We start from the raw sequence: 23170 nt of genomic DNA, 5'->3' as shown, positions 1-23170 counted from the left end.
TGCTTGGCAAGCTCTTTTTTCAAAAGATTTTCTTAAGAAAATCAACGACTTAGAGCTGCCTCCCCGCTACTGCCTGAACAGCGAGGAGGCGAACTATACGGACTTCAGGGGGGCTCCGCAAGCACTTCTTGTAGGAAATTTTCAAAACAGTTTTTGATTAAAAATCGTACTAAAGATGCTCAACACTTGAGTGTAGGTAATCATCAGGGATTATTCAGCTACTTAATGAAGTAGCTCGAATCTCAAACACACACTCATTTACTGATAAGCTTACCAGCGGCAGGGCGTTCTCCCTGCACACCAGCGCACTCACTTACTTCTCCTTTCTTACCACGCATTTTTCCGGTAACAGCCCAAGCCAGTAACGCAAACCATGCCAACCAGGAAAGACCGGCAGGAACATTAGCTACTAAGATCTTTCCGAAGTGCTTCCGATTGAAGAAAAAGGCAATCAATGTAGGAAGAAACCAGACAACCAAAAAGAAAACAAGAAACAGGAAAGCTTTGAGTAGACTTAACTCGCTAAGAAACACTGAAAAACCACTTAGTAATTGCTCCACATCTGTAAACATTATTCAATCCTCCGTTTATATGTATTCCCCTTTGTAGTCCCGTCAGGATTTTTTTCTTTACAGTTAATTTATAAATTTTCCTGGAAGCTCGTTAATACTCTCTCTTCTTTTTCTGTGCGCCGATAAATATAAAAACTATATAAAGCGAGAGCCACAACCAACCCAGACAATACTATGAGTGCTTCTTGAGGATTACGGACCAAAGGTTCCGCCGCTCCACGAAGAAACCTGCTAAGTTCCCACATACTGATAATAAATATCTGCAGGATCAGGAATAACCAGCTGAAATAAACTTCTCGACGTTTTCGCCTAAGCCTCAGCAGACCTAATTCAACATAAGCTTTTGCCGATTTTTCTAGTGGGGCCCATAGACCTCGCCGATTAACTATCGAAAATACTATTGCCAAAACAAGCGTCGCAATAGCAAAAGCTACTCGGTACATGGTATCTGGGTAGTTCTTCGCAAGAATTACTCCAAGCAAATAGATAGCCCCAGCTATGGCAAGAAGATACTCAAAAGCGACCGCCAATCGCATTCGTCGCTCCTGGCGACGCACCCAATTCAGCACTGTAGTTGGGATTTCTGCACTAGTCTGTTGCCCCTTCCAGATACTTTCCAGCTCTAGCCATTGTTTTTCTGTGTCTGATTCATTCATTTTTCACTTCCCAAAAGGCAGATATTGAGACGCTCTTTTGCCCGGTTGAGCCGCACTGCAATATTGGACTCGGTAATACCCAGAACTTCAGAGATTTCCGCATAGCTCAGGCCTTCCAGGCGAAGAGTCAATGTCTGCCGGAGTCCTAAGGGTAATTTTTGCACTGCACGAACCAGCTGTTCGGACTTGCGTTCGGCTACCAGTCGCTCTGCCGGGCCCGGCTGGTGGTCCTCAAGCTCCAGTAATTCATCATCACTCCCATGATAAGGTTTCCTACGGGTCAGCTCGGTCACACAGCGGTTATGTGCGATACGATATACAAAGGTTTTTAAGCTAGCATCACCGCGAAATGTCGGCAGGGCCCGCCAGAGCCCCAGCCAGATTTCCTGTAACAGGTCATCATGCTCGGCTTTTGATCGCACATAGCTATGTACCAGCCGGGAAACCCCTTCGGTATATTCCGTAGTCGCTTGTTGAAATAATTGATCCCGTAATTCCACCGGCCACTCCATCGTCTATGAAAATTACTGTACCGGCTTCAAATAAAACCTTACAAAAAGTTTCGCTGCTCTCGATTGGCAGTATGTGTCGGTTCTGGAACAATGAAGGAGCGTGGTAAGTCCATACTTGCGCTACACTGGCGCAAAACTGCCACCGGTAAGTAGGGTGTGCCTATGGCCAAGTCCATAAACGAAGACCAAAAACTCGATAACCAACTTTGCTTTAGCCTTTATTCTGCCTCCCTGGCAATGAGCAAGATGTACAAGCCTCTATTGGAGACACTGGGAATAACCTACCCCCAGTACTTGATGATGCTGGTGCTCTGGGAAGACGATGGAATCACCGCTACGGAGCTGAGTCTGCGGCTTGGCCAGGATAAAGGTGCCCTAACGCCAGTTATCAAACGACTGGAGAATCAAAAGCTGATCAACCGCCACCGAGACCCGGGGGATGAGCGTCGAGTCATTATCGAGCTGACTGATGCCGGTAGGTCGATGCAAAAAGAAGCTGCTTCAATTCCCACTCAAGTGCTGAATGCCTGCGGCTTGAATCCTCAGTCTGCACGGGCGCTAAAGACGCAAATAGAGACGCTTCGCCAATATTTAGCGAACCCCTAATCTTCCCCTCTTTTATCGCCCCGCCATTAGCGGGGCCCCCGCTTTGACTCCATTTGTTATAGCTATCGTCCTTATAGCGACATTTAATTATCGCAATAATAGTTATCGCAATAACTTTATCTGGCGCCCAAGCTGACGCGCTGTTTAGAAGCTGACTTAGAAATCCGGACTACTACCCCCAGCTCAATAAATCCAGCGGGAAAAGGACTGGACTCCATTCCAGGCGGCTTCTAACAGACAAACACACATCAATGAGGACAAGTTAATGCAAACAGTTTACACCGCAGTAGCAACGGCAAATGGCGGCCGTGATGGCGAAGCTCAATCATCAGATGGAAAGTTAAGCGTCAAGCTCAGTATTCCCAAAGAGCTTGGCGGCCCCGGTGGCGATGGCACCAACCCAGAGCAACTGTTTGCTGCGGGTTACTCTGCCTGCTTTATTGGCGCTCTTAAGTTTGTCGCCGGTAAAGAGAAAGTAAAAGTCCCGGAAGAAACCACTGTGCGCGCTGAAGTTGGAATCGGTCCCCAGGGTAAGGGGTTTGGTCTGGATATTGACCTCTATATCGATCTTCCTGGCCTGGATCAAGCGACGGCAGAAAAAATTGCCAACACCGCTCACGATGAAGTTTGCCCTTATTCCAATGCAACCCGAGGCAATGTTGATGTGCGCCTGCACATATCTTCTTAAGCAACCGGTAGAGAATTGAAGGTATCCGTTATGAATGGCTTAAAAGTTTCCAAGCTGGCACTACCCCTTTTCTTTGCTCTTGGTATGACTTCTGCGTCTGCTTCTATTTCCCCTGGTGTTGAGCAAAATACCCAGGGGTTCCTTCAAGCACTGGCGCAAGGTGGCGGCAAACCCATTGAGCAACTATCACCAAAAGATGCCCGCGCCGTCCTGGTCGGAGCCCAAGAGGGTGCGCAACTGCCGCCCGCTGAAGTCAGCAAGAAAACCATTAGGGTTAATGGCGAAAAGCTGGAACTGACTATCGTTAAACCGAAAAACACCCGGAGCCAGATTCCCGCCTTTATGTATTTCCACGGCGGAGGCTGGGTCTTGGGTGACTACCCAACTCACGAACGCTTGATCCGCGATCTGGTTCAACGCTCCGGCGCCGCTGCGGTATATGTGGATTACACCCCATCTCCAGAGGCCAAGTACCCGACTGCAATTAACCAGGCTTATGCGGCTACCCAGTGGGTCGCGGAGAATGGCGAAAAGATCGGTGTCGACGGGTCCCGTCTTGCCGTGGCCGGTAACAGTGTCGGTGGCAATATGGCAGCCGTGGTTGCCTTGATGGCGAAAGAGAAAGGAACACCGGATCTGCAATTCCAACTGCTGCTCTGGCCGGTTACCGATGCCAACTTCAACAACGCTTCTTACAAGCAGTTCGCCCATGATCACTTCCTGACACAGGGTATGATGAAGTGGTTCTGGGATAACTACACTACCGACCCCAAACAGCGCAACGAGATCTATGCTTCACCTCTGCGCGCAAGTAAATCCCAGTTGGTCGGCTTGCCTCCCGCTCTGGTGCAGACTGCTGAGATGGATGTGCTGAGAGATGAAGGGGAAGCTTACGCCCGCAAACTTAACGAAGCTGGTGTGACCGTAACCGCTGTTCGCTATAACGGCATGATTCACGACTACGGCCTACTAAATGCCCTGAGTGACGTACCCGCAGTGCAGGATGCACTTGATCAAGCGGGATCCGAGCTTAGGGAACACCTCAAGTAAAACTTAAAAGCCCTGCAATGCGGGGCTTTTTTATTCAGGTACCTAAAGCAGTGTTTTAGCCACTGCCTCAATTTCTATCAATGTCTCTGGCGACGCCAGGGATGTGACTCCCACTCCCGTGATTGCCGGGCGAGTAATACCCAAATATTTAGATAGCACAGGGACTATTTCCCCCAGATGCTCACTAACTTCTCCACGCACATAGATACGTAACTGCAAAAGGTTCTCTACCGACGATCCGGCCTCATCCAATACTGTCAATAAGTTTTGCATGGCGCTTTCCGCCTGAGCACCAACCCCTTTGTTTTTAACTTCACAATTACTATCCCAATCCACCTGACCCGATACAAATACCAAGCCTGTTTTGGTATCGACTCGGGCGTGGGATAGGCAGGAAGAACTGCCATCATAAAGTGAAGAAGGATTAATATTCAGAATACTCATAACAGACCTGTACGCTTTCTAGCTTTTGAAAAAATCATAGTAGAAAGGCAGCTTTGCCAAAGCTATGGAGTAAAGCTTGTTACGGATACAATCAGGAAGCCATTGACTTAGAAAACCGTTGGTGCAGATCATTGAGAATCCAACTTACCAATGGATCATTTTCCACTCGGGGATGAAAGGCGGCTACAACTTCGTAGCCAGGTGGATACTTGTCCAAGGTAATTTCCACCAAGCCCTCACAAGGCATCAACCTAGAGGGAATAAAGGCCAGGGTATCTGTCCTTTTCAAGAACTCCTGGGCTATATAAAAAGAGGGCGCCGAAACAACAATCTCTCTTTTTAGACCTTGCCCCTCTAGCCAACGATCGGCTGAACCGCGCAAGCCTCCAACCCCTGGCGATGTAATCACAAAATCAGATTGCATCAACTGATCAATAGGGACCAACTCATCTAAACTGTACATAGGATTAGCCGATACACAGACATAACGCTCATTAAAGAGCACCTGTGTATTAATTCCATGAGGCACATACCCCACTGATGTGAAAGCTAAGTCAATTTCTCCCTGATGCATTTTCTGGGTGAGCGAGACGCTTTCAATATTAGTGACAATAAATTTCACTTTCGGCGCATATTGCCTGGCCCTTTCGATCAACTCGGCAACAACCACTTTTTGCGCGTAATCTGTAGCAGAGATCACCAGGGTCCGGGAAGTCTGGCTTGAATCAAGAGAACCCGGGGCGGGAATCTCACTGAGTAACGTCAGCACCTGTCGAATCTGTGGCTCTATAAATTTTGCATAACTGGTGGGAGCCATCCCATGCCCAGTGCGCACAAATAGATCATCCCCAACTATTTTTCTAATCTTCTTCAGCTGCAAACTGACAGCTTGCTGCGAAACCTGCAGATACTCTGCGGCAAGGGAGATACTTTCAACCCTGAATAGTATTTCCAGGGTTTTTAAGTGATTAATTTCAAGATCTTTGATCATATCAACTACAAAAGCGGAGCTTTCTGCCAGTCACTTACGGCTGTAGATAAAGATTAAAATAGTGGTTTCTAATACTGAAGTTAACGCGACCTCCAAAGCCATAGTGGCCGCGCTGTATTATTAAAAATACTCAGGGGATTTTTCTGGCCGCACGATTTGCAATTTGAAATCCCAGGCGGGCCGCGGTACGCGCACCATGATCCTCAATATCGAAATAAGGATTAAATTCAGCGATATCCGCCAAACAAACTTTATTGGATTCCAAAACGGTATCCAGCAAGACTTCCAGAAACTCCATGGAAACCCCCCTGCCAGAGGGGGCACTCACCGCTGGCATTACTGCCGCCGGCAATACATCCAGACATACCGTCAGATAGACAAAATCCACCTTCTCAATAAAGTCGCGGATTCGCGCCTGAACCGTATTCAGATTCCAACTACTGATTTCACGATCCCGAATAACCTGGGCACCCAGCTCATCAGCTCTCTGGTAGAGAGCAGGTGTGTTGGCGTTATCCGCCGCACCTACACAGAGATAATTAAATTCGCGACCATTTATCCTGCACTGCTCCGCAATCTGGAAAAATGGCGTGCCCGATGACCCCTTTGGCGCAGGAGTGCGTAAATCCAAATGCGCATCAAAATTGATAATACCCAGGCTGCTCTCGCGGTGATGCTCACGCATCCAGCGGGCAATCCCCTGATAACTGCCAAAAGCAATTTCATGGCCGCCTCCCAATACCAGTGGAAAGTGACCGGCACCGAGCAACTCATTGATACGGGCACCCAATAGCGATTGGGCAGACTCCAAGTCTTCCCGTTCGACTCTGACGTTACCCGCATCGTATAAGGGCGCATCAAAAGTTGCCGGCAGGTTAGCCATAGCCAGACGCAGGATTCTCGGACCTTTCGCTGCACCGATACGCCCTTTATTTCGGCGTACCCCTTCATCTGAAGCAAAACCTAGAATTGTGAGGCCAGGAGCATCATCTAACTGCAAAGGAGAAATCCGCTGGTGCCAACGCTCACCCGCTCGCCCATCCTCAGAATCAGTGCGACCGCTCCATAATTGCATATCAGCAAGTTGTAACATCGCGACCTCCCAAGAAAATTTTTGCAGGCTTTAGCGCACCGACTTCATAAGCGAGTTGATCCGGGGTATCCATCGGCCAAAGAACAATATCTGCTCGAAGCCCCTCCCGCAGTACACCGCGAGAACAACACAAACCCAATGCCCGAGCGGCTGCACGGGTAACACCTGCGAGAGCTTCTGCCGGAGTTAAGCCAAACAGCTGACAACCCATATTCATCATCAAACGCAGGGAAGCGATTGGACAACTCCCGGGATTAAGGTCTGTAGCCAATGCCATACAAACCCCTGCCTCGCGTAACTTTTCAATAGGCGGAACCTGGGTTTCGTGCAGAGTGTAGAAAGCTCCTGGTAGAAGCACTGCCACGGTGCCACTTTCCGCCATAGCCAGTACATCCGCATCGCTGATATATTCAATATGATCTACCGATAATGCCCCGGACTTTGCCGCCATTTCAGTGGCCCCTGTACGCGCCAACTGCTCGGCGTGCACTTTTACTGGCAGGTCCAGTTTTTTCGCTGCATCGATAACTCTCTGGCACTGATCGACAGTAAATCCAATCGTCTCGCAAAACATATCCACGGCATCGGCCAGTTGCTCGCGGGCTACAGCGGGCAATATCTGCTCGCAGATAAGGTCGATATATTCATCGGCACGACCGTCGTATTCCGGTGGCAGAGCGTGAGCTGCCAGACAGGTCGTTACTATTTCCACTGAGTTGTGTTGCGCCAGGCGTCTCGCGGTGCGCAGTTGCTTTAGTTCAGTATCCAGGTCCAGGCCATAACCGGATTTAATTTCCACGGTTGTAACGCCTTCGGCCATCAGGGCGTGCAGACGGGGCTCAGCCAACTTATACAGGTTCTCGGCACTCGCACCCCGTGTCGCCCGCACGGTAGAAATAATACCCCCGCCAGAGCGAGCCACTTCTTCATAACTCTCTCCCCCCAGGCGACGGGCAAACTCCCCCGCGCGATGGCCTCCATATACGAGATGCGTGTGGCAATCGATCAGGCCCGGAGTTGCCCATTGACCTTCGCCATCAACAATGCGGTCTGGGGTGCACTCGGGCAGATCCCGGCGGGGACCAATCCATACGATCCGACCTTTGGTTACCGCAATTGCAGCATCCTCGATAACACCGTAACCACCGGCAATGGATGGGTCCATTGTGGCGGCATTCAAATTGGTAATCAGCAAATCACAGCGTTCTGACATAAGCTTTTAGCGGCACGCTTTTCCTTTTAAACCATAGATGCTCGGCCCGATGACCGACAAACCAGTAACGGGCAGGATACAGCTCCCCTCTTCGACTTGACAGCCCGCAGCAGGGAAACCATAGTAGCCGTAACTATCCTTGTATATACAACAATATACAAGCCACGGAAGCACTGTACCTGAGTCTATGAATACTGCAAGTGAACCCCGATACGCGGCCATCAAGCGCCATATCCGCCAACAAATTGAGTCTGGCGAGTGGCCAATTCATTCCCAGGTGCCCTCGGAGAACCAACTGGCACAGCAATTCAGTGTGAGCCGGATGACCGCAAGGCGGGCACTCACCGAGTTAACCGATGAGCGCGTTCTGATGCGCTCCCAGGGGCTGGGTACTTTTGTCGCCGAGCCGGTGCCCGCCAGCTCACTGTTGGAAGTGCGCAATATCGCCGACGAGATCTCGGCCCGGGGGCACAGTTACAGTAACCGCATTCTGTTAGCTCAACCCTGTGTCGCCAGCGCCGATGTAGCCCTGGCATTGGAAGTGCCCGAACAGGCAAAAGTGTTTCACTCCATTATTGTGCACTGTGACAACGGTTTACCGGTGCAGTGGGAAGAACGATTTACCAATCCAGCCCTAGCTCCGGATTACCTGGACCAAGACTTCGCCCACACCACCCCCAACGCCTATCTTTCCAAAGTCGCACCTCTGACCGAGGCCGATACAACCGTCGAGGCCATAGCTGCGGAAGCCGCTATCGCCCACGCACTAGAAATTGCCCCCGGAGATGCGTGCCTCCAGGTTTGGCGACGCACTAAATGCAGTGCCGGCACCGTGAGCTTCGCGCGCCTGGTTCACCCTGGCAATCGATACCGCCTCGGTGCACAACTGAGATTCTAGTTATTGATTTATCCCGCGCGCCCTGGGAAAAGAAACAATCAAATCCGGGACGTGTGAATTTTTTTACGAGAAAAATTGACGAGGAAGCTATGTCTACCGACAAACGCCACGATCCCAGCCGCAAAATCCGCGCGCCTCGCGGCAGTGAGCTCAATGCCAAAAGCTGGCTCACCGAAGCTCCCCTGCGCATGTTGATGAACAACCTGGACGCCGAGGTAGCTGAACGCCCGGAGGACCTGGTGGTGTACGGTGGTATCGGCCGCGCCGCGCGGGATTGGGAGTGCTACGACAAGATTGTCGAGGTGCTGAAGCGCCTGGAAGACGACGAAACTCTGCTGGTGCAGTCCGGCAAGCCTGTCGGAGTCTTTAAAACCCACGCCGATGCACCCCGGGTATTAATTGCCAACTCCAACCTGGTACCCCACTGGGCCAACTGGGAACACTTTAACGAGCTGGATAAAAAAGGCCTGGCCATGTACGGCCAGATGACTGCCGGCTCTTGGATTTATATCGGCTCCCAAGGCATCGTCCAGGGCACCTATGAAACCTTTGCCGCCGTCGCACGCAAACACTTTAATGGCGAAGCGAAAGGCAAATGGATTCTTACCGGTGGCCTCGGCGGCATGGGTGGCGCTCAGCCACTGGCGGCGACCATGGCCGGTTTCAGCATGATCGCAGTAGAGTGCGACGAAACCCGTATCGATTTCCGTCTGCGCACTGGCTATGTAGACAAAAAAGCCACCAGCCTCGACGAAGCCCTGCAAATGATTGAAGCCGCGATGGAAAAAGGCGAAGCCATTTCCGTTGGCCTGCTGGGCAACGCAGCAGATATTTTCCCGGAAATTGTAAAGCGAAATATTCTGCCAGATTCGGTTACCGACCAGACTTCCGCTCACGATCCTTTAAATGGCTACCTGCCCCAGGGCTGGACTATGGAATACGCTGCGGAGATGCGCAAGAAAGATGAAGCCGCAGTAGTAAAGGCAGCCAAACAGTCTATGGCGGTTCAGGTTGAAGCCATGCTGGAGCTGCAAAAGCGCGGCGCCGCAACCCTCGACTACGGCAACAATATTCGTCAGATGGCTCTCGAGGAAGGTGTGGAAAATGCCTTTGATTTCCCCGGCTTTGTACCCGCTTATATTCGCCCGCTGTTCTGCGAAGGTGTCGGTCCTTTCCGCTGGGCGGCCCTGTCCGGCAACCCGGAAGATATCTACAAGACCGATGCCAAGGTTAAAGAACTGATTCCCGATAATCCGCAGCTGCACAACTGGCTCGATATGGCCCGCGAACGGATTCACTTCCAGGGACTGCCCGCACGCATCTGCTGGGTGGGCCTGAAAGATCGCGCGCGCCTGGCACTGGCATTTAACGAGATGGTGGCCAACGGTGAATTGGAAGCACCAGTAGTGATCGGCCGCGACCACCTCGACAGCGGCTCTGTAGCGAGCCCCAACCGCGAAACTGAAGCCATGATAGATGGCTCCGACGCTGTCTCCGACTGGCCGCTGATGAATGCCCTGCTGAACACTGCCTCCGGCGCTACCTGGGTATCCCTGCATCACGGTGGTGGCGTAGGCATGGGCTTCTCCCAGCACTCTGGGGTGGTCATTGTCTGTGACGGTACCGAAGCTGCGCGCAAACGTATCGAACGGGTTCTCTGGAATGATCCCGCCACCGGCGTAATGCGCCACGCCGATGCCGGTTACGAGATTGCAAAAAAATGTGCAAAAGAGCAGGGCCTGGACCTGCCCATGCTGAACGACTGATTTTTTACCGCAATAAAAATACCGCCGGCGGAAATCTTTTACAGCCCGAATAACTTTGATCGGGCTGCACCGCCGGCGCCTAACAGGGTGTTGAAAAAGCCAACAAGCAACTTTTTCAAGCCACCTTTGCGGCAGGCGCTTTCGCACCGCCCGCGCAGGCTGTTTTTCAACAGCCTGCTAAGCAGTAAATATTTTTTGGTGAATGAATTTATGTATCAATTGGAAATCGATCCCGGTCAATTGAGCCTTGCGCAACTGCGCCGCGTAGCCCGCGAGTCGGTGCAGCTGTCCCTGGCGAAAAGCGCCTATCCCGCTATTGAAGCCTCTGCCCACACCGTTGCCCAAGTTATTACCGAAGGGCGAACGGTATACGGAATTAATACCGGTTTTGGTTTATTGGCCAACACCCGTATTGAAAAGCACGACCTGGAAAACCTGCAACGCGCTATCGTACTGAGCCATGCCGCCGGTACCGGCAACTTTATGAGTGAAGCCACCGTGCGTCTGCTGATGGTGTTGAAAATCAACTCGCTCGCGCGCGGCTTCTCCGGCGTGCGCCCGCAGGTTATCGAAGCTTTAATGCAACTGGTCAATGCCGGTGTCTACCCCGCTATCCCTGAGAAAGGCTCTGTCGGCGCTTCTGGCGATTTGGCGCCGCTGGCTCATATGAGCGTGGTACTTCTCGGTGAAGGGGAAGTATTTATCAAGGGCGAGCGCAAGAGTGCTCACGAAGGCCTCAAAGCTGCGGGGCTAGAGCCCATTACCCTTGCTCCCAAAGAGGGCCTCGCCCTGCTAAATGGCACCCAGGCTTCTACCGCCTTTGCCCTGCTCGGCCTGTTCGCCAGTGAAGACCTGTTCGCTGGCGCCCTGGTAACCGGTGCCATTACCCTGGAAGCCGCCAAGGGCTCACGCCGCCCCTTCGATGATCGTATTCACAACGCCCGCGGCCAACAGGCTCAGCGCGACGTAGCGGCAATTTATCGGGACCTGCTCGGTGAAACCAGCCAGATCGGTGATTCCCACCAGTTCTGTGAAAAAGTGCAGGACCCCTACTCCCTGCGCTGTCAGCCCCAGGTCATGGGTGCCTGTTTGCAGCAGATGCGCTTCGCTGCCGAAGTATTGTTGGCCGAGGCAAATGGTGTTTCCGATAACCCGCTGGTATTTACCGATGAGGAAAATCCGGATAACTCCGACATTATTTCCGGTGGTAACTTCCACGCAGAGCCTGTTGCTATGGTCGCCGACAACCTGGCGCTGGCATTGGCAGAAATCGGCTCTCTATCCGAGCGTCGCATGGCGCTGCTGATCGACAGTAACCTATCGGGCCTGCCTCCCTTCCTGGTGGAAAATGGCGGGGTGAACTCCGGCTTTATGATCGCCCAGGTCACCTCAGCGGCGCTTGCCAGTGAGAACAAATCCATGGCGCACCCAGCCTGCGTGGACTCACTGCCCACCTCCGCCAATCAGGAAGACCATGTATCCATGGCCACCTTTGCCGGCCGTCGCCTGCGGGATATGGCCGACAATACCTGTGGCATCCTGGCGGTGGAGATACTCGCTGCCTGCCAGGGACTGGATTTCCGCGCGCCATTAAAATCCACGGAAAAACTGGAGGCCGCCAAGGCAAAACTGCGCGCCCGAGTACCTTTCTATGACAAGGACCGCTACTTTGCCCCGGATATTGAAGAGGCGAAACAATTACTGAGCAGCGGCGCCTACTTAGAATCAATAGACCCCAATCTCCTGCCAAGTAGTCACTAAGTTAAAGAGCCTTCAGGGCTTAATTCGCACGTTGTGAGAGAACCTTTTTTCTCACAACGTGCGAATTTTTAGTGGTTTCACCCGCCTGCCGACCTTACCTTTTTTGACTCCGAACAAGTGGGTCTATCAAATCGAAACTGAAGAGTTTCCATCAACCAATACAGACCTGCCTCGGTATTCAGCTTTGCTAGAACATTTACTCTGCCTCGTGATGATTCACACGCCAAAAATGCTAGGCTGAATGTAGAAGTGTTACCCGCCAATAGGTGTGGAGGTCTTGATGAAACCGCTGCCCACTAGATTGCTGCGAGGCTCAGGTTGTGCGCTCGCCATCGCAGCAGGACTGGCTCTATCGGCCTGTAATGGAACATCCGGCTATCCCTGCGGAGGCAACGATTGTTCCGCCAGTTATTACGGATACAGCCCTTATTACAACAAGACGTATTACAACCTGCGTGGCCGCTATGCCCACTGCCACCCGGATGGCACCTGTCACAATATGCAGCACTGTAACTTCTACTGGGACGGCAACTTTTATCGCCTGAGACCGCCTGCGGTTGTAAATACCCAGTATCAAATTGTCGATCCACCGCCGCGCGCAAGACCTTACTAAGTCTGAGATTCTGTGCTCGCCTAGTTGGCGCGCCTAGGGGCTTGGCCCCTGCCGGGCCTCTCCGGGGGGAAATTCCACTTACCGGAGAAAGCACTATGAATAGAGCTGTTAAAACGGTGATTCTCACCGCCACGGTGTGCACAGCCCTAGCCCTGGGTGCCTGTGCCACCGATGGTTACTACACCACCTACACCAGTTACGGTGGCCCAAGTGGAGGGCAAGTCGCTTACACCTCCTCCTACGCTTATCCCTATGCCACGCCCAACTATTACGCTTCGAGTAATGTCTATTTAACTTCCTACAGGACACCGGTTTACCAAACCGTTGGTTTCACACCGGTGAATACCTATTATTACCGCGGTGGCTACGCCAGTTACCGATCCGCATCATTCCGCGGCCACCCTCGCTACCGGGCTCGCTATTACTATCGCGGAATGCCCTACTACAACCGTTTCTATTACCCTCGGTCGCCCCATGCCCGCTACCGGGCCCATCACCGAGGCTATAGAAGTTATCACCGCGGCGGTTATCGCGGCTACCGGGGCCATAGAGGCCACTATCGTGTTCGCGGTGGACACCATCGCGGTAGACGCTAACTCCAAGCTTTATTAGGTAACTAACCCCGCTGTAGCAAACCATCAAAAGACGCAGCGGGGTAAGTTAATCGCCAACCTCAGTGCAACCGCCCACTTAAATAGCCTCACCATCCAAGCTCACTGTCGCCACTTTTAACAAATTGGCGCGTTATACATCTCAATGACAGCTATTACCTCTACCCTGAATAAACAAGTTATTCGGGAATGCGTCACTCACACCACTCAAAGAGGTAACTGCGGTGCAGAAAATACTACTTATTCTGCTTGCCGTGGCCCTGGCGACAGGAGTTGCCGGTTGTTCGACAACCGCGCCCCAGGGAAGCCCAAAGTCATTAACCCTTGACGGTCAGAAGTTTCGCTGTGTTGAGCAGGAATTGGAGACCAAGGTACTGGTTAGATGTGTTCGTGCGGGGTAAGTTATTTGCACTGTGAGAATTTGTAATTTAATCGTTTGTATCAGGGCACGCGGACAATACGCAGGGTATCGGTGTGACCACCAATATCCTGTTGATAGCCCCGGGATATCAAAACGAAGTCCCCTGAAATTAGCAGTTCCTGATCCAGCAAATAAGAAATTGCTTTTTGATCTCGCAGCGGGCCGTCCATATTAGAAACATCCATTAATACAGGGTCAACGCCGCTGTAGAGGGCTACACGATTACAGCACTTTTGGTGCCGACAAAAAGCGTAAATAGGAATTAATGCACATACTCTCGACATCAATAACGCAGTATTTCCAGTTTCGGTCTGGCAAATAATGGCTTTAATTTCACGGCAATGATTCGCTATGATCATGGCGGCCATGGCGATACACGCATCACCCGCAGGGTAATCGCCGCGAAGGCTTTCCGGCGTGGAATAAATTTTACGGTGTTTTTCTGCCCCAAGAATCACTTCAGCCATATGCTTAACGGTTTCAATAGGATATTCACCTGCCGCTGTCTCAGCAGATAACATTACCGCATCAGTACCATCCAGTACTGCATTGGCCACATCGCAGACTTCTGCTCGAGTAGGTACCGGACTCGAAATCATCGACTCCATCATTTGTGTCGCAGTAATAACTACCCGATTGAGATAGCGGGCATAGCTAATTAAATGTTTTTGTACCCCCATTAATTCTGCATCACCAATCTCCACGGCGAGATCACCGCGCGCTACCATAATGGCATCACTGGCTAAGATGAGCTTCTCCAGGCGAGCATCATTGGATACCGCTTCAGCCCTTTCAATTTTGGCAATAATATGTGCTGTGCCACCCGCCTCTCTGAGTAACTTTCTCGCTTTGTGAATATCGCGAGCATCGCGAGGGAAAGAAACGGCTAAATAATCTACCTGTAACTCGGCGGCAACTTTGATATCCCGATGGTCTTTTTCTGTCAGTGCCGGCGCAGTAAGGCCACCTCCCTGCTTATTTATTCCCTTTCTATCAGATAACCAGCCACCATTTTCAACTTCAGTTTTTAACGACAGACCAATAATTTTTTTGATGCGCAAACTCAATCGGCCGTCATCCAGTAACAGGCGGTCTCCCTCATTACAGTCTTCTGCGAGTGCTTCATAATCAACCCAGACACCTTCAGGACTGCCACTTTCTTTATCCCAATCCGGGTCCAAAATAAATTCTTCACCTTTGCGCAGATATATACGCCCATCAGTGAATTTTCCGACACGAATTTTGGGCCCCTGCAAATCTCCCAGCAGGGCAATATGTCTGCACTGACGCTCAGCTTCATCACGGACAAATTTTGCCCGGCGCCTGTGATCATCAATTTTTCCATGAGAGAAGTTCAGGCGAACCATATCCACACCGGCCTTGATTAATTGCCGAAGTGTTTCTTCTTTATCGGTAGCTGGACCCAGGGTGGCAACAATTTTGGTGCGCCTGATCATATCGACGACCGTCCTTTAATCGATGGCCAAATACTATTTTTTTACATCAGTGCAAGCATAGCTTGTCACTGCTGTCGTCTCGTCACGGCAGCCAACAACTAAGCTTTGTGAAAGCCGAAAAGTGGCTGGCTTGGGTGTGGGCTGGAGAAGGGTTTGTGTTTGGGAGTTATTCGTCGATGAGTAGGTTGGTACAAATATGGCTTCTGGGAGCCCTATTAGTTGTCGGCGGATGTCTAACAAACCGAATAGAAGAAGCCCAAGTTGTTCAATCTTCAGGCAGTATGGGAGCGGTCTGTGGTAAGAAGTGGCAGCTGGTACGCTTGCGCGTCAATGGTGGGGTGGTCGACATCCAGAGGCCTGCGGACTTTACCTTTGTGTGCAATCTCCAAGGCAATGTCATGGGGAGGAGTGGCATAAACACCTATCGGGGAGAGGTGCAGGTAACCGATAACGGGCAGTTACTTTGGGATACCTCCAGCTTTGTCTCTACCAAGATGGGCGGCCCCGAACCCTTGCTGCGGCAAGAACATGCCTACCTCGGTGCCCTCGCCGCCACTCGCCAGGCATTTACCAAATCGCGCGGGAATCGTTTGATACTTCGTGACCCCTCCGGTGATATCTATATAGAATACGTAAAGGCCGGACCTTGAACGCCGCCACAGAAGACCTGTAAATTTTTAGGTTAAATGTCGCAAAATCAATGAGAACGACATCATGCCACGTCGTGCTTTTTACTTACTACTGAGTATTATCGTATGCAACCTGGTGCTTGCAGGCTGCAGCACCCCCAATCCCCCTATTCCCCAACTCCAACGATCGGCTTGGTCTGCCTGTGAACACGAGTGGGTGCTATCGAGCTTGTACTACTCCGGGCGCACTTATGATTCAACCCTGAGCTGGAGCAGGTTTTGGCGGGATAGACCCTTTTTCAAATGCGATCAATTTGGTTACGTTAGGGGCAACAGTGGCACCAACCCGTACCTGGGGCGCTTTTCTCTCACTAGCAGCGGTGCTTTCACCTGGGAGCGGATTCCCGCTATTGCGCGCATGGGGGGAGCACACCCCAGCGATGAACTGGAGATCGATTACCTCAATGCCCTGAGAAAGTCTGATTTGATTGTTATCGTGGGTAACAAGATGATGATCAGCAATACCGATGGCAGTGCCTATATTGAGTTTGAACAAGTAGACCGCAGCTACCGCCAGGCCCAACCCTATAAAAAAGGCGACCCATTGGGTCGCCAGAATGACAATCAAGAAGAATCAAAAAGATGAGCTTTAGGAGTCTAAAAAAGCACTCTTGAGGGGAAAGCCTCAGCGGCGCATCTTAATTTGCATAAGTGACAGAAAAGTTACAAAAGAACCTTAACGGCGTTTTTGATGTATCTCCAGATTCTCCTGCCGCTTGCGTTCACTCTTTCTCAGCAGCAGATAAGTCGCTCCCAAGCCCCCGTGTTGGGGTTGCGCACTGTGAAAAGCCAGTACTTCATGCAGCTGCGGCAACCAGTGATTGATACAGCTTTTCAATAACGCCGGCTGCTTACGCCCCTCACCCTTACCGTGGGTAATCAGGGCACAGCGCACATCCGCTTCAACACAATCACGGATAAATTCCATCACGGCCCTGCGCGCCATCTCCACAGAGTGGCGATGTAAATCCAGGCGCGCATCTATGCTGTATTTGCCCAGGCGCAAATTGCGATAGACCCCGTTTTGCACACCATCGCGCTTGAATTCCAACGGATCCCATGGCTCTACCAGATCAATATATTCACCGGACAGGGGGTTCATTTCCCGCTCTGTCAGGCGCGTGGCAGCGGCGCGGCGCTCCCGCAACATAGACTCAGATTGCTTCGGCTCCTTGCGCAAATTGACGCGGCGCTCCTGCGCCAGCGGTTTAACGTCTCCCATTTCACCGAGAGCGTCTTTAAATAATTTGCTGTCGCTGCTCACAAATACCCCCTGCCAGCGTCAGTCGAGAAATAAATCCTTGGTTAAATTGTCTGCATTGGCTGGATTGTGGGCATAACCGGTGAAATCCTTCACACCGCGCTCTGCCAACAGCTCTTCATCGATTAGCTGGCGACCGCTCAAGGCGACATCTTTAGTCGTCAGTATCTCGTAGGCCGCATCGGCCATAATCGAGGGCTTGCGGCTCTGCTCAAACATATCACGACTACCCACCGCAAATTCAATCGCGGCGGTGGCCACCAGCGTGCGCGGCCACAAGGTGTTCACGCTGATCCCCGCCTCACGCAGCTCTTCCGCCAAACCCAGGCTGAGAATGGTCATACCAAACTTTGACAGGGCGTAAGGAGCGAAGGGCCCCAACCACTTGGGCTGGATATTCAGCGGTGGGCACAGGCTGAGGATATGGGCGTTGTCAGCTTTCTTCAGGTAGGGAGTCGCCAAGTGGGCGGTGAGATACACCGCGCGACTGTTGATACTCTGCATCAGGTCGTAGCGCTTGGGTGGTGTTGACTCAACATTGGTCAGGTTGATCGCGCCCGCATTATTAATCACAGCGTCGATGCCGCCAAATTTTTCGGCAGCCTCCGACATAGCCTGCTCTACTCGCTGCTCATCGCGCACATCCACCTGCAGGGCCAGGGCATTGCCGCCGGCTTTCTCCACTTCCTCCGCCACCGAGAAGATGGTTCCCGGAAGCTTGGGATGTGGCTCTGCCGACTTAGCGGCAATCACGATATTGGCACCATCCGCCGCGCATTTGAGGGCAATCGCCCGGCCAATGCCGCGACTGGCACCAGTGATAAAGATGGTCTTGTCCTTAAGCGCGCCTGAATTATTGGTCAGGGATACAAACTCTTCACTCATTTTTTTCAGCCTCCGGGGCAGTCACTGCCGGACTGTAAATTTCCTTGAAGATCGCCGGCATACGTTTTGGCTTGCCAGTGGAAAGCTCAATGCACACCATCCGCCATTCGGCCCGCAATACCAATGCCTTATCGGCGGCGCGAAACACCTGAAAGCGGCGAGTCATATTCAGACGCCCGTCCACCTCAGTGAGCCAGGTGCCAAACAGCAATTCCTCCCCCTCTCTGGCCGCCAGTATATAGTCATACTCGCCATGACGAATTGCCATTCCCCGGTCAAGCTGCTGATAATTCGTGACATCCAGACCCAGGGCTGCGCTGTGCGCCCAGGCGGTAGCCTCACACCAGCGCACATATTCCGCATTGTTGGCATGACTCAAACCATCCACATGTTTGGCGCCAACCGTCACTGTGGTGATAAATGGGTTTGGCAGATCCCACTGCATAAGCGGCTCCAGGTTTGTGCTGCGGTTGCGGAGGGATAGTCAGTAAAATGGACGCTATCCCCGGGGAGATTACAGATATAAAAAAAGGCCCCGCTAAGGGACCTTTTTATCGTGCCAGCTGGGCTAAAGCGAATTAAGCGTTCGCTTGAGCGCCCTCTGCTTCTTTCTGTGCCTTATCGAGGGCAGCAGCGAACAGAGCGTCGAAGTTCACCGGCGGCAACATCAGTGCCGGGAAAGAACCTTTAACTACAGCGTTATCGATCACTTCGCGAGCGTAGGGGAACAAAATTTGCGGGCAGGCAGTATTCAGGGCCTGGGCCAGCTGTTGACCTTCCAGACCTTTGATACCGAACAGGCCAGCTTGTTTTACTTCCACCAGGAAAGCGGTGTCTTCTTCCAGCTTTACGGTGATAGTCAGGGTCAGAGCCACTTCGTACAGATCGTCTTCGATCTTCGCGGTCTTGGTGTTCAGCTCCTGATTAACCTGGGGCTTCCACTGCTTTTTGAAGACCTCGGCACCCATCGGGGTTTCGAAGGAGAGGTCTTTCAGGTAGATGCGTTGCATCGCAAATTGTACTTGTGGAGCCTCTGCGTTTGCCGCTGCGCCATTTAATTCTTCAGCCATGTTACAGCCTGTTCATTATAAAAAGTTTATTGATGCCTTCCGTGAGAAAGACTCCGGTAATAACTCAACAGTTGGGGCCTCGATAAAACGTTTCAAGGCCCAGACCGGATAAATAGCAAAAATTGGGGACCGCATGTTGGCGGCCGCGTCAGTTTTCCGCTTATCCCGCTGCTTTCAGCAATTTGTCGAGTCGGCCACCACGCTCCAACGCCATCAGGTCGTCGCAACCACCTACATGCTTATCGCCAATCCAAATCTGCGGCACCGAGCGGCGCCCCGCCTTGTCAGCCATTTCTGCGCGCAAGCCGGGATTATTGTCCACAGGGATTTCGCGATAAGCGACACCCTTGCTATCCAGTAGCTGCTTGGCGCGAATACAGTAGGGGCAGAAACGGGTGGTATAAATGACAACATTCTGCATGACAAAACTCCGTCAAACTTATACTTCAGGTTAACCTTTGCCTTTAACGACAGGCAGGTTCTGGTTAGCCCACTCGCTCATTCCGCCCTGCAGGCGACGCACTTGGAAACCTTTCTGTTTCAGCATGCGCCCCACCGGACCTGCGTGCTGCCCCATCTTGTCAGCGACAATAATGGTCTTGTCTTTAAACGGTTCCAGCTCGGCAATGCGCTCAGCCACATCCCCGTGGGGAATATGCAGGGAGTCGACAATATGACCGGCAGTGAACTCGCTGCGATCGCGAATATCCAGCACCTTGGCCCCTTCGCTATTGATCAGCTTGGTCACTTCATGAAGTGATGCCGGCTCGCCAGACTTGAATCGCTCAGTCAAAACAAATGCGTAAAGCAATGCCACAAGCAGGCCGACCAACAGCCACTGCTCAGCTAAAAAGTCGAGAAAATCCACTTCGCCCCCAAAATCCTCAAGTGGTAATCAATAGGGCGCTACGGCGCCCAATGCCGGCGGGAGTATACACGATCATGGCGAAATTCTAATCAACCAAATCCCTCCGCCCCAGCCTCTTTGTAATCCGGCTTAAGCTAAATAACATGGTGAAATACCAGCCCCACAGGTTAAAATCCGCGTCCGCAATTTAACCCTTGGAAGAGGAATACTGTCGCTATGGCCGCTACGCAAGCCCCGCAAAAACGCCCCCTGGTCCTGCTGATTCTGGACGGCTTCGGCCACAGCGACAATCCCGAGCACAATGCGATTCACGCAGCCAAGTCTCCGGTTTGGGACAATATCTGGGCGACCCGCCCAAAAACCCTGATCCAGACATCCGGGATGGCGGTGGGCCTGCCCGATGGACAAATGGGCAACTCGGAAGTCGGCCATATGACACTGGGTGCTGGTCGAGTGGTCTACCAGAACTTTACCCGGATCAACAAAGCCATCCAGGACGGCGACTTCTTCCGCAATACCGCTTACACCACTGCGGTCGATAAGGCTATCGCCAACAACTGCGCCGTCCATATTATGGGACTCCTGTCCGAAGGCGGCGTACACAGCCACGAAGATCATATTGTTGCCATGATAACCCTGGCGGCACAGCGCGGCGCCCGCGCTATTTATGTACACGCATTTCTCGATGGCCGCGACACCCCACCGCGCAGTGCCGAACCCTCCCTGGCGCGCCTGATGCAGGTGTGTGACTCCGTCGGCAATGCCCATATGGCTACCCTGGCCGGGCGCTACTTCGCCATGGATCGCGACCAGCGCTGGGAGCGCACCGAGTCCGTTTACGACATGCTGACCCTGGGTACCGCAGAGCACAGTGCCAGTGACGCCCTGGCAGGACTGGCCTCGGCCTATGAGCGCGGTGAAAATGATGAGTTTGTCGCGCCAACGGTGATTGGCGAGCCCGCTCCCATCCAAGACGGCGATGCCCTTATCTTTATGAATTTCCGCCCGGATCGCGCGCGCCAGTTAACCCGCGCTTTTACCGAGCAGGACTTCAACGGCTTCGAGCGCAAAGCCAAACCGCAGCTGGCGGACTTTGTCATGACGACCGAATACGCTGCCGATATCCACGCCAGCTGTGCCTTCCCGCCAGAAAACCTGGTCAACTCCCTCGGCGAGTACTTGTCTGCAGAGGGCAAAACCCAGCTGCGCATCGCCGAGACAGAGAAGTACGCCCACGTTACCTTCTTCTTCAGCGGCGGCCGCGAAGAGCCCTACAACGGCGAAACCCGCGAACTGATCAAGTCACCGGATGTGGCCACCTACGACCTGCAACCGGAAATGAATGCGCCAATCGTCACTGACAAACTGGTAGCGGCGATTGAGAGCGGCGAGTACGACGCCATTATCTGCAACTACGCCAACGGCGATATGGTCGGCCATACCGGTGTTTTCGAGGCGGCAGTAAAAGCCGTCGAAGCCCTGGACCAGTGTGTAGAGCGCGTCGTAAACGCCGCTCTGGCTGCCGGCGGCGAGGTGCTGATTACTGCCGACCACGGCAATGTGGAAGAGATGTTCGACGCCAACTCCGGCCAAGTCAGCACCCAGCACTCCACTCTGCCGGTGCCTTTTGTTTATATCGGCGAGCGCAATGTGCAAATGTGTGACGGAGGTAGTCTGGCGGATGTAGCGCCAACCATGTTAGCGTTGATGGATCTGCCACAGCCGACGGAAATGACCGGCCAAAGTTTGGTAAAAATGGACTGATGAAAACTCTCGTACTCTTCCTGATCACACTGATTTCCCTACCCGCCTGGAGCCAGGCAGAGGGAGATGAGCAGGCGCGCCTGGCGCAAATCAAGCAACGCATTGAGTCCCTGCAACAGGAACTCAACCAGGTGCGGGGCCAGCGCGACCAATTGCTCAAGGATTTGGAAGAGAACGAGAAAGATATTTCCGGGCTGCACCAGCGCATAGACAAGATCAAACAGGATATGCGCAGCCGCTCGGACAAGCTGCGCGAACTCCAGCAGGAACAGCAGCAACTGCAAGAGTCGCGACGAAGTATGCAGCGGCGGGTCGAGCAGGAGATCGCCGCCGCATACCGACTAGGCCGACAGGAGCAGATCAAGCTCCTGCTCAACCAGCAAGATCCACAGAACGTCGCCCGCCATCTCCGCTACCACGATTACTTCCTCCAAGAACGCAGCCGCATCATAGACACTTACCTTGAAACCCTCACCTCACTGGAAACCGTATCCGCCTCCATTGAGCGCGAGCGCGAGACCCTGAAAGCGGAGCGAGAGCAACTGCAGAAACGCCAGAGCAAACTGCGCGTCGCACAGCAGAATCGCAAGGACACGCTGGATAAACTTGCGGCGCGGCTCTCCGATGGCAGCGGTGAACTCAAGCAGCTCCAAGGAGATCGCACACGCCTGCAAAAATTGATCGACGAAGTAGGTCGCGCCATCGCCTCACTGGTAAACCCCAGCGAGCAAAAGCCCTTTGCGCGCCAGCGGGGCAAGATGCAGTGGCCTGTTGATGGCCGCCGCGCCAATGCCTATGGACAGCGCCGCGCCAATGGCATCACTTGGAAAGGTGTCACCTTGCGCGCCAATGAAGGGGAGCCGGTGCGGGCAATCCACCGCGGCCGCGTGGTTTTCTCCGATTACCTGCGCGGCCACGGCATGCTGGTTATCCTGGATCATGGAGAGGAGTACATGAGTCTCTACGCCCACAACCAGTCCCTCACCCGCAATATTGGCGAGTGGGTGGAAAGTGGTGACACCATCGCTCGGGTTGGCAATAGCGGTGGACTCAGCCATAGCGGTGTTTACTTCGAAATTCGCCACCGGGGTAAAGCGCAGGACCCTACAGTTTGGTGCCGCTCCTGATCGGAGCTGGCACAGAGGGCATAATACGAGGCGTAAAATCCCGGGCATTTTCCACGCACCCGTTATAGAGCCCCCTCGCAAATCACAGCGATCGGGATTACACACCCGCCTAATGCTCTCCACTTCATCTCACGACTCCCGCCGCTGTGCTAAT

27 protein-coding genes are annotated in these 23170 nt (G+C 52.7%); 13 read left to right on the top strand and 14 right to left on the bottom strand.

All coding sequences use genetic code 11. The features are described 5' to 3' along the window. Nucleotides 1-254 precede the first annotated feature (254 nt). From ACJJI6_RS17775 to ACJJI6_RS17765, 3 genes are all read right to left on the bottom strand, one after another. Nucleotides 255-572, bottom strand: coding sequence for a superinfection immunity protein (locus ACJJI6_RS17775; RefSeq protein WP_475711452.1), 318 nt, complete (start codon nucleotides 570-572; stop codon nucleotides 255-257). Nucleotides 573-640: 68 nt separating this feature from the next. Further along, complete coding sequence (locus ACJJI6_RS17770) at nucleotides 641-1228, bottom strand: hypothetical protein (protein WP_445355437.1); 588 nt, start codon at nucleotides 1226-1228, stop codon at nucleotides 641-643. Continuing rightward, nucleotides 1225-1728, bottom strand: a complete 504-nt coding sequence (locus ACJJI6_RS17765) for an RNA polymerase sigma factor (RefSeq protein WP_413663736.1) — start codon at nucleotides 1726-1728, stop codon at nucleotides 1225-1227. The genes ACJJI6_RS17770 and ACJJI6_RS17765 overlap by 4 nt, the downstream gene beginning before the upstream one ends. A gap of 174 nt (nucleotides 1729-1902) precedes the next feature. Between ACJJI6_RS17765 and ACJJI6_RS17760 the strand changes: the two genes are divergently transcribed. The 3 genes from ACJJI6_RS17760 (at nucleotide 1903) to ACJJI6_RS17750 (ending at nucleotide 4084) form a co-directional block, all read left to right on the top strand. Continuing rightward, nucleotides 1903-2346 carry a MarR family winged helix-turn-helix transcriptional regulator gene (locus ACJJI6_RS17760; RefSeq protein ID WP_445355436.1) on the top strand — a complete coding sequence of 148 codons (444 nt, stop codon included), beginning with the start codon at nucleotides 1903-1905 and terminating at the stop codon, nucleotides 2344-2346. A gap of 265 nt (nucleotides 2347-2611) precedes the next feature. After that, nucleotides 2612-3034: an organic hydroperoxide resistance protein gene (locus ACJJI6_RS17755; RefSeq protein WP_413663738.1), complete on the top strand. Its 423-nt coding sequence runs from the start codon at nucleotides 2612-2614 to the stop codon at nucleotides 3032-3034. A gap of 30 nt (nucleotides 3035-3064) precedes the next feature. Further along, nucleotides 3065-4084: an alpha/beta hydrolase gene (locus tag ACJJI6_RS17750; protein ID WP_475711450.1), complete on the top strand. Its 1020-nt coding sequence runs from the start codon at nucleotides 3065-3067 to the stop codon at nucleotides 4082-4084. A gap of 42 nt (nucleotides 4085-4126) precedes the next feature. On the opposite strand, the gene ACJJI6_RS17745 is transcribed toward ACJJI6_RS17750, so the two are convergent. The 4 genes from ACJJI6_RS17745 to hutI form a co-directional block, all read right to left on the bottom strand. Continuing rightward, nucleotides 4127-4528, bottom strand: a complete 402-nt coding sequence (locus tag ACJJI6_RS17745) for a RidA family protein (RefSeq protein ID WP_413663740.1) — start codon at nucleotides 4526-4528, stop codon at nucleotides 4127-4129. 91 nt (nucleotides 4529-4619) lie between these two features. Then, the gene (locus ACJJI6_RS17740; RefSeq protein ID WP_475711448.1) at nucleotides 4620-5519 is read right to left on the bottom strand and encodes a LysR family transcriptional regulator; all 900 of its coding nucleotides are present in this window, start codon (nucleotides 5517-5519) and stop codon (nucleotides 4620-4622) included. 130 nt (nucleotides 5520-5649) lie between these two features. Beyond that, nucleotides 5650-6612, bottom strand: a complete 963-nt coding sequence (gene hutG, locus ACJJI6_RS17735; protein ID WP_444895745.1) for a formimidoylglutamase — start codon at nucleotides 6610-6612, stop codon at nucleotides 5650-5652. After that, a complete protein-coding gene (gene hutI / locus ACJJI6_RS17730) occupies nucleotides 6596-7825 on the bottom strand; it encodes an imidazolonepropionase (protein WP_282930785.1) in 1230 nt (409 codons plus the stop codon). The genes hutG and hutI overlap by 17 nt, the downstream gene beginning before the upstream one ends. Before the next feature lie 187 nt (nucleotides 7826-8012). Between hutI and hutC the strand changes: the two genes are divergently transcribed. From hutC to ACJJI6_RS17700, 6 genes are all read left to right on the top strand, one after another. Then, nucleotides 8013-8723 carry a histidine utilization transcriptional repressor HutC gene (gene hutC, locus ACJJI6_RS17725; RefSeq protein ID WP_282930784.1) on the top strand — a complete coding sequence of 237 codons (711 nt, stop codon included), beginning with the start codon at nucleotides 8013-8015 and terminating at the stop codon, nucleotides 8721-8723. 89 nt (nucleotides 8724-8812) lie between these two features. Next, the gene (hutU, locus tag ACJJI6_RS17720; RefSeq protein WP_413663745.1) at nucleotides 8813-10489 is read left to right on the top strand and encodes a urocanate hydratase; all 1677 of its coding nucleotides are present in this window, start codon (nucleotides 8813-8815) and stop codon (nucleotides 10487-10489) included. A gap of 210 nt (nucleotides 10490-10699) precedes the next feature. Next, nucleotides 10700-12250, top strand: coding sequence for a histidine ammonia-lyase (gene hutH, locus ACJJI6_RS17715; protein ID WP_475711446.1), 1551 nt, complete (start codon nucleotides 10700-10702; stop codon nucleotides 12248-12250). Between the two features lie 280 nt (nucleotides 12251-12530). Further along, nucleotides 12531-12863 (top strand): hypothetical protein, encoded by a 333-nt coding sequence (locus ACJJI6_RS17710; RefSeq protein ID WP_282930781.1) that lies wholly within the window; start codon nucleotides 12531-12533, stop codon nucleotides 12861-12863. A gap of 95 nt (nucleotides 12864-12958) precedes the next feature. Further along, nucleotides 12959-13459, top strand: coding sequence for a hypothetical protein (locus ACJJI6_RS17705; protein WP_282930780.1), 501 nt, complete (start codon nucleotides 12959-12961; stop codon nucleotides 13457-13459). Nucleotides 13460-13698: 239 nt separating this feature from the next. After that, nucleotides 13699-13875, top strand: coding sequence for a hypothetical protein (locus ACJJI6_RS17700; RefSeq protein ID WP_413663747.1), 177 nt, complete (start codon nucleotides 13699-13701; stop codon nucleotides 13873-13875). A gap of 40 nt (nucleotides 13876-13915) precedes the next feature. Here the strand turns inward: ACJJI6_RS17700 and pyk are convergent, their stop codons facing one another. Next, a complete protein-coding gene (pyk, locus tag ACJJI6_RS17695; protein WP_475711444.1) occupies nucleotides 13916-15352 on the bottom strand; it encodes a pyruvate kinase in 1437 nt (478 codons plus the stop codon). A 176-nt stretch (nucleotides 15353-15528) separates the two neighbouring features. Here pyk and ACJJI6_RS17690 point away from each other — a divergent pair, with 176 nt between their 5' ends. Both ACJJI6_RS17690 and ACJJI6_RS17685 read left to right on the top strand, forming a co-directional pair. Further along, complete coding sequence (locus ACJJI6_RS17690; RefSeq protein WP_413663749.1) at nucleotides 15529-16002, top strand: META domain-containing protein; 474 nt, start codon at nucleotides 15529-15531, stop codon at nucleotides 16000-16002. A gap of 64 nt (nucleotides 16003-16066) precedes the next feature. Continuing rightward, nucleotides 16067-16627, top strand: coding sequence for an META domain-containing protein (locus ACJJI6_RS17685; protein WP_282930776.1), 561 nt, complete (start codon nucleotides 16067-16069; stop codon nucleotides 16625-16627). Between the two features lie 90 nt (nucleotides 16628-16717). Here the strand turns inward: ACJJI6_RS17685 and smrA are convergent, their stop codons facing one another. From smrA to ACJJI6_RS17655, 6 genes are all read right to left on the bottom strand, one after another. Further along, nucleotides 16718-17305: a DNA endonuclease SmrA gene (smrA, locus tag ACJJI6_RS17680; protein ID WP_444892318.1), complete on the bottom strand. Its 588-nt coding sequence runs from the start codon at nucleotides 17303-17305 to the stop codon at nucleotides 16718-16720. An 18-nt stretch (nucleotides 17306-17323) separates the two neighbouring features. Beyond that, the gene (locus ACJJI6_RS17675; RefSeq protein WP_282930774.1) at nucleotides 17324-18187 is read right to left on the bottom strand and encodes an SDR family oxidoreductase; all 864 of its coding nucleotides are present in this window, start codon (nucleotides 18185-18187) and stop codon (nucleotides 17324-17326) included. After that, entirely contained in the window at nucleotides 18180-18632 is a 453-nt protein-coding gene (locus tag ACJJI6_RS17670) for an acyl-CoA thioesterase (RefSeq protein WP_444895739.1), read from the bottom strand. The genes ACJJI6_RS17675 and ACJJI6_RS17670 overlap by 8 nt, the downstream gene beginning before the upstream one ends. A gap of 133 nt (nucleotides 18633-18765) precedes the next feature. Then, nucleotides 18766-19257 (bottom strand): protein-export chaperone SecB, encoded by a 492-nt coding sequence (gene secB, locus ACJJI6_RS17665; protein ID WP_282930772.1) that lies wholly within the window; start codon nucleotides 19255-19257, stop codon nucleotides 18766-18768. A 160-nt stretch (nucleotides 19258-19417) separates the two neighbouring features. Beyond that, entirely contained in the window at nucleotides 19418-19678 is a 261-nt protein-coding gene (gene grxC / locus ACJJI6_RS17660; RefSeq protein ID WP_282930771.1) for a glutaredoxin 3, read from the bottom strand. A 30-nt stretch (nucleotides 19679-19708) separates the two neighbouring features. Then, nucleotides 19709-20125, bottom strand: a complete 417-nt coding sequence (locus ACJJI6_RS17655; protein ID WP_444915216.1) for a rhodanese-like domain-containing protein — start codon at nucleotides 20123-20125, stop codon at nucleotides 19709-19711. 216 nt (nucleotides 20126-20341) lie between these two features. On the opposite strand from ACJJI6_RS17655, the gene gpmI reads away from it, so the two are divergent. Both gpmI and ACJJI6_RS17645 read left to right on the top strand, forming a co-directional pair. Next, nucleotides 20342-21889 carry a 2,3-bisphosphoglycerate-independent phosphoglycerate mutase gene (gene gpmI / locus ACJJI6_RS17650; RefSeq protein ID WP_475711441.1) on the top strand — a complete coding sequence of 516 codons (1548 nt, stop codon included), beginning with the start codon at nucleotides 20342-20344 and terminating at the stop codon, nucleotides 21887-21889. Beyond that, entirely contained in the window at nucleotides 21889-23016 is a 1128-nt protein-coding gene (locus ACJJI6_RS17645; protein WP_444934454.1) for a murein hydrolase activator EnvC family protein, read from the top strand. Before gpmI ends, ACJJI6_RS17645 begins: the two co-directional genes overlap by 1 nt. The last annotated feature ends 154 nt before the right edge of the window (nucleotides 23017-23170 follow it).

The organism is Microbulbifer maximicatervae (SeqCode) (assembly GCF_056232625.1).
Note: the sequence above shows the minus strand (reverse complement) of the source record. Positions and strands in the feature narration are given on the sequence as shown.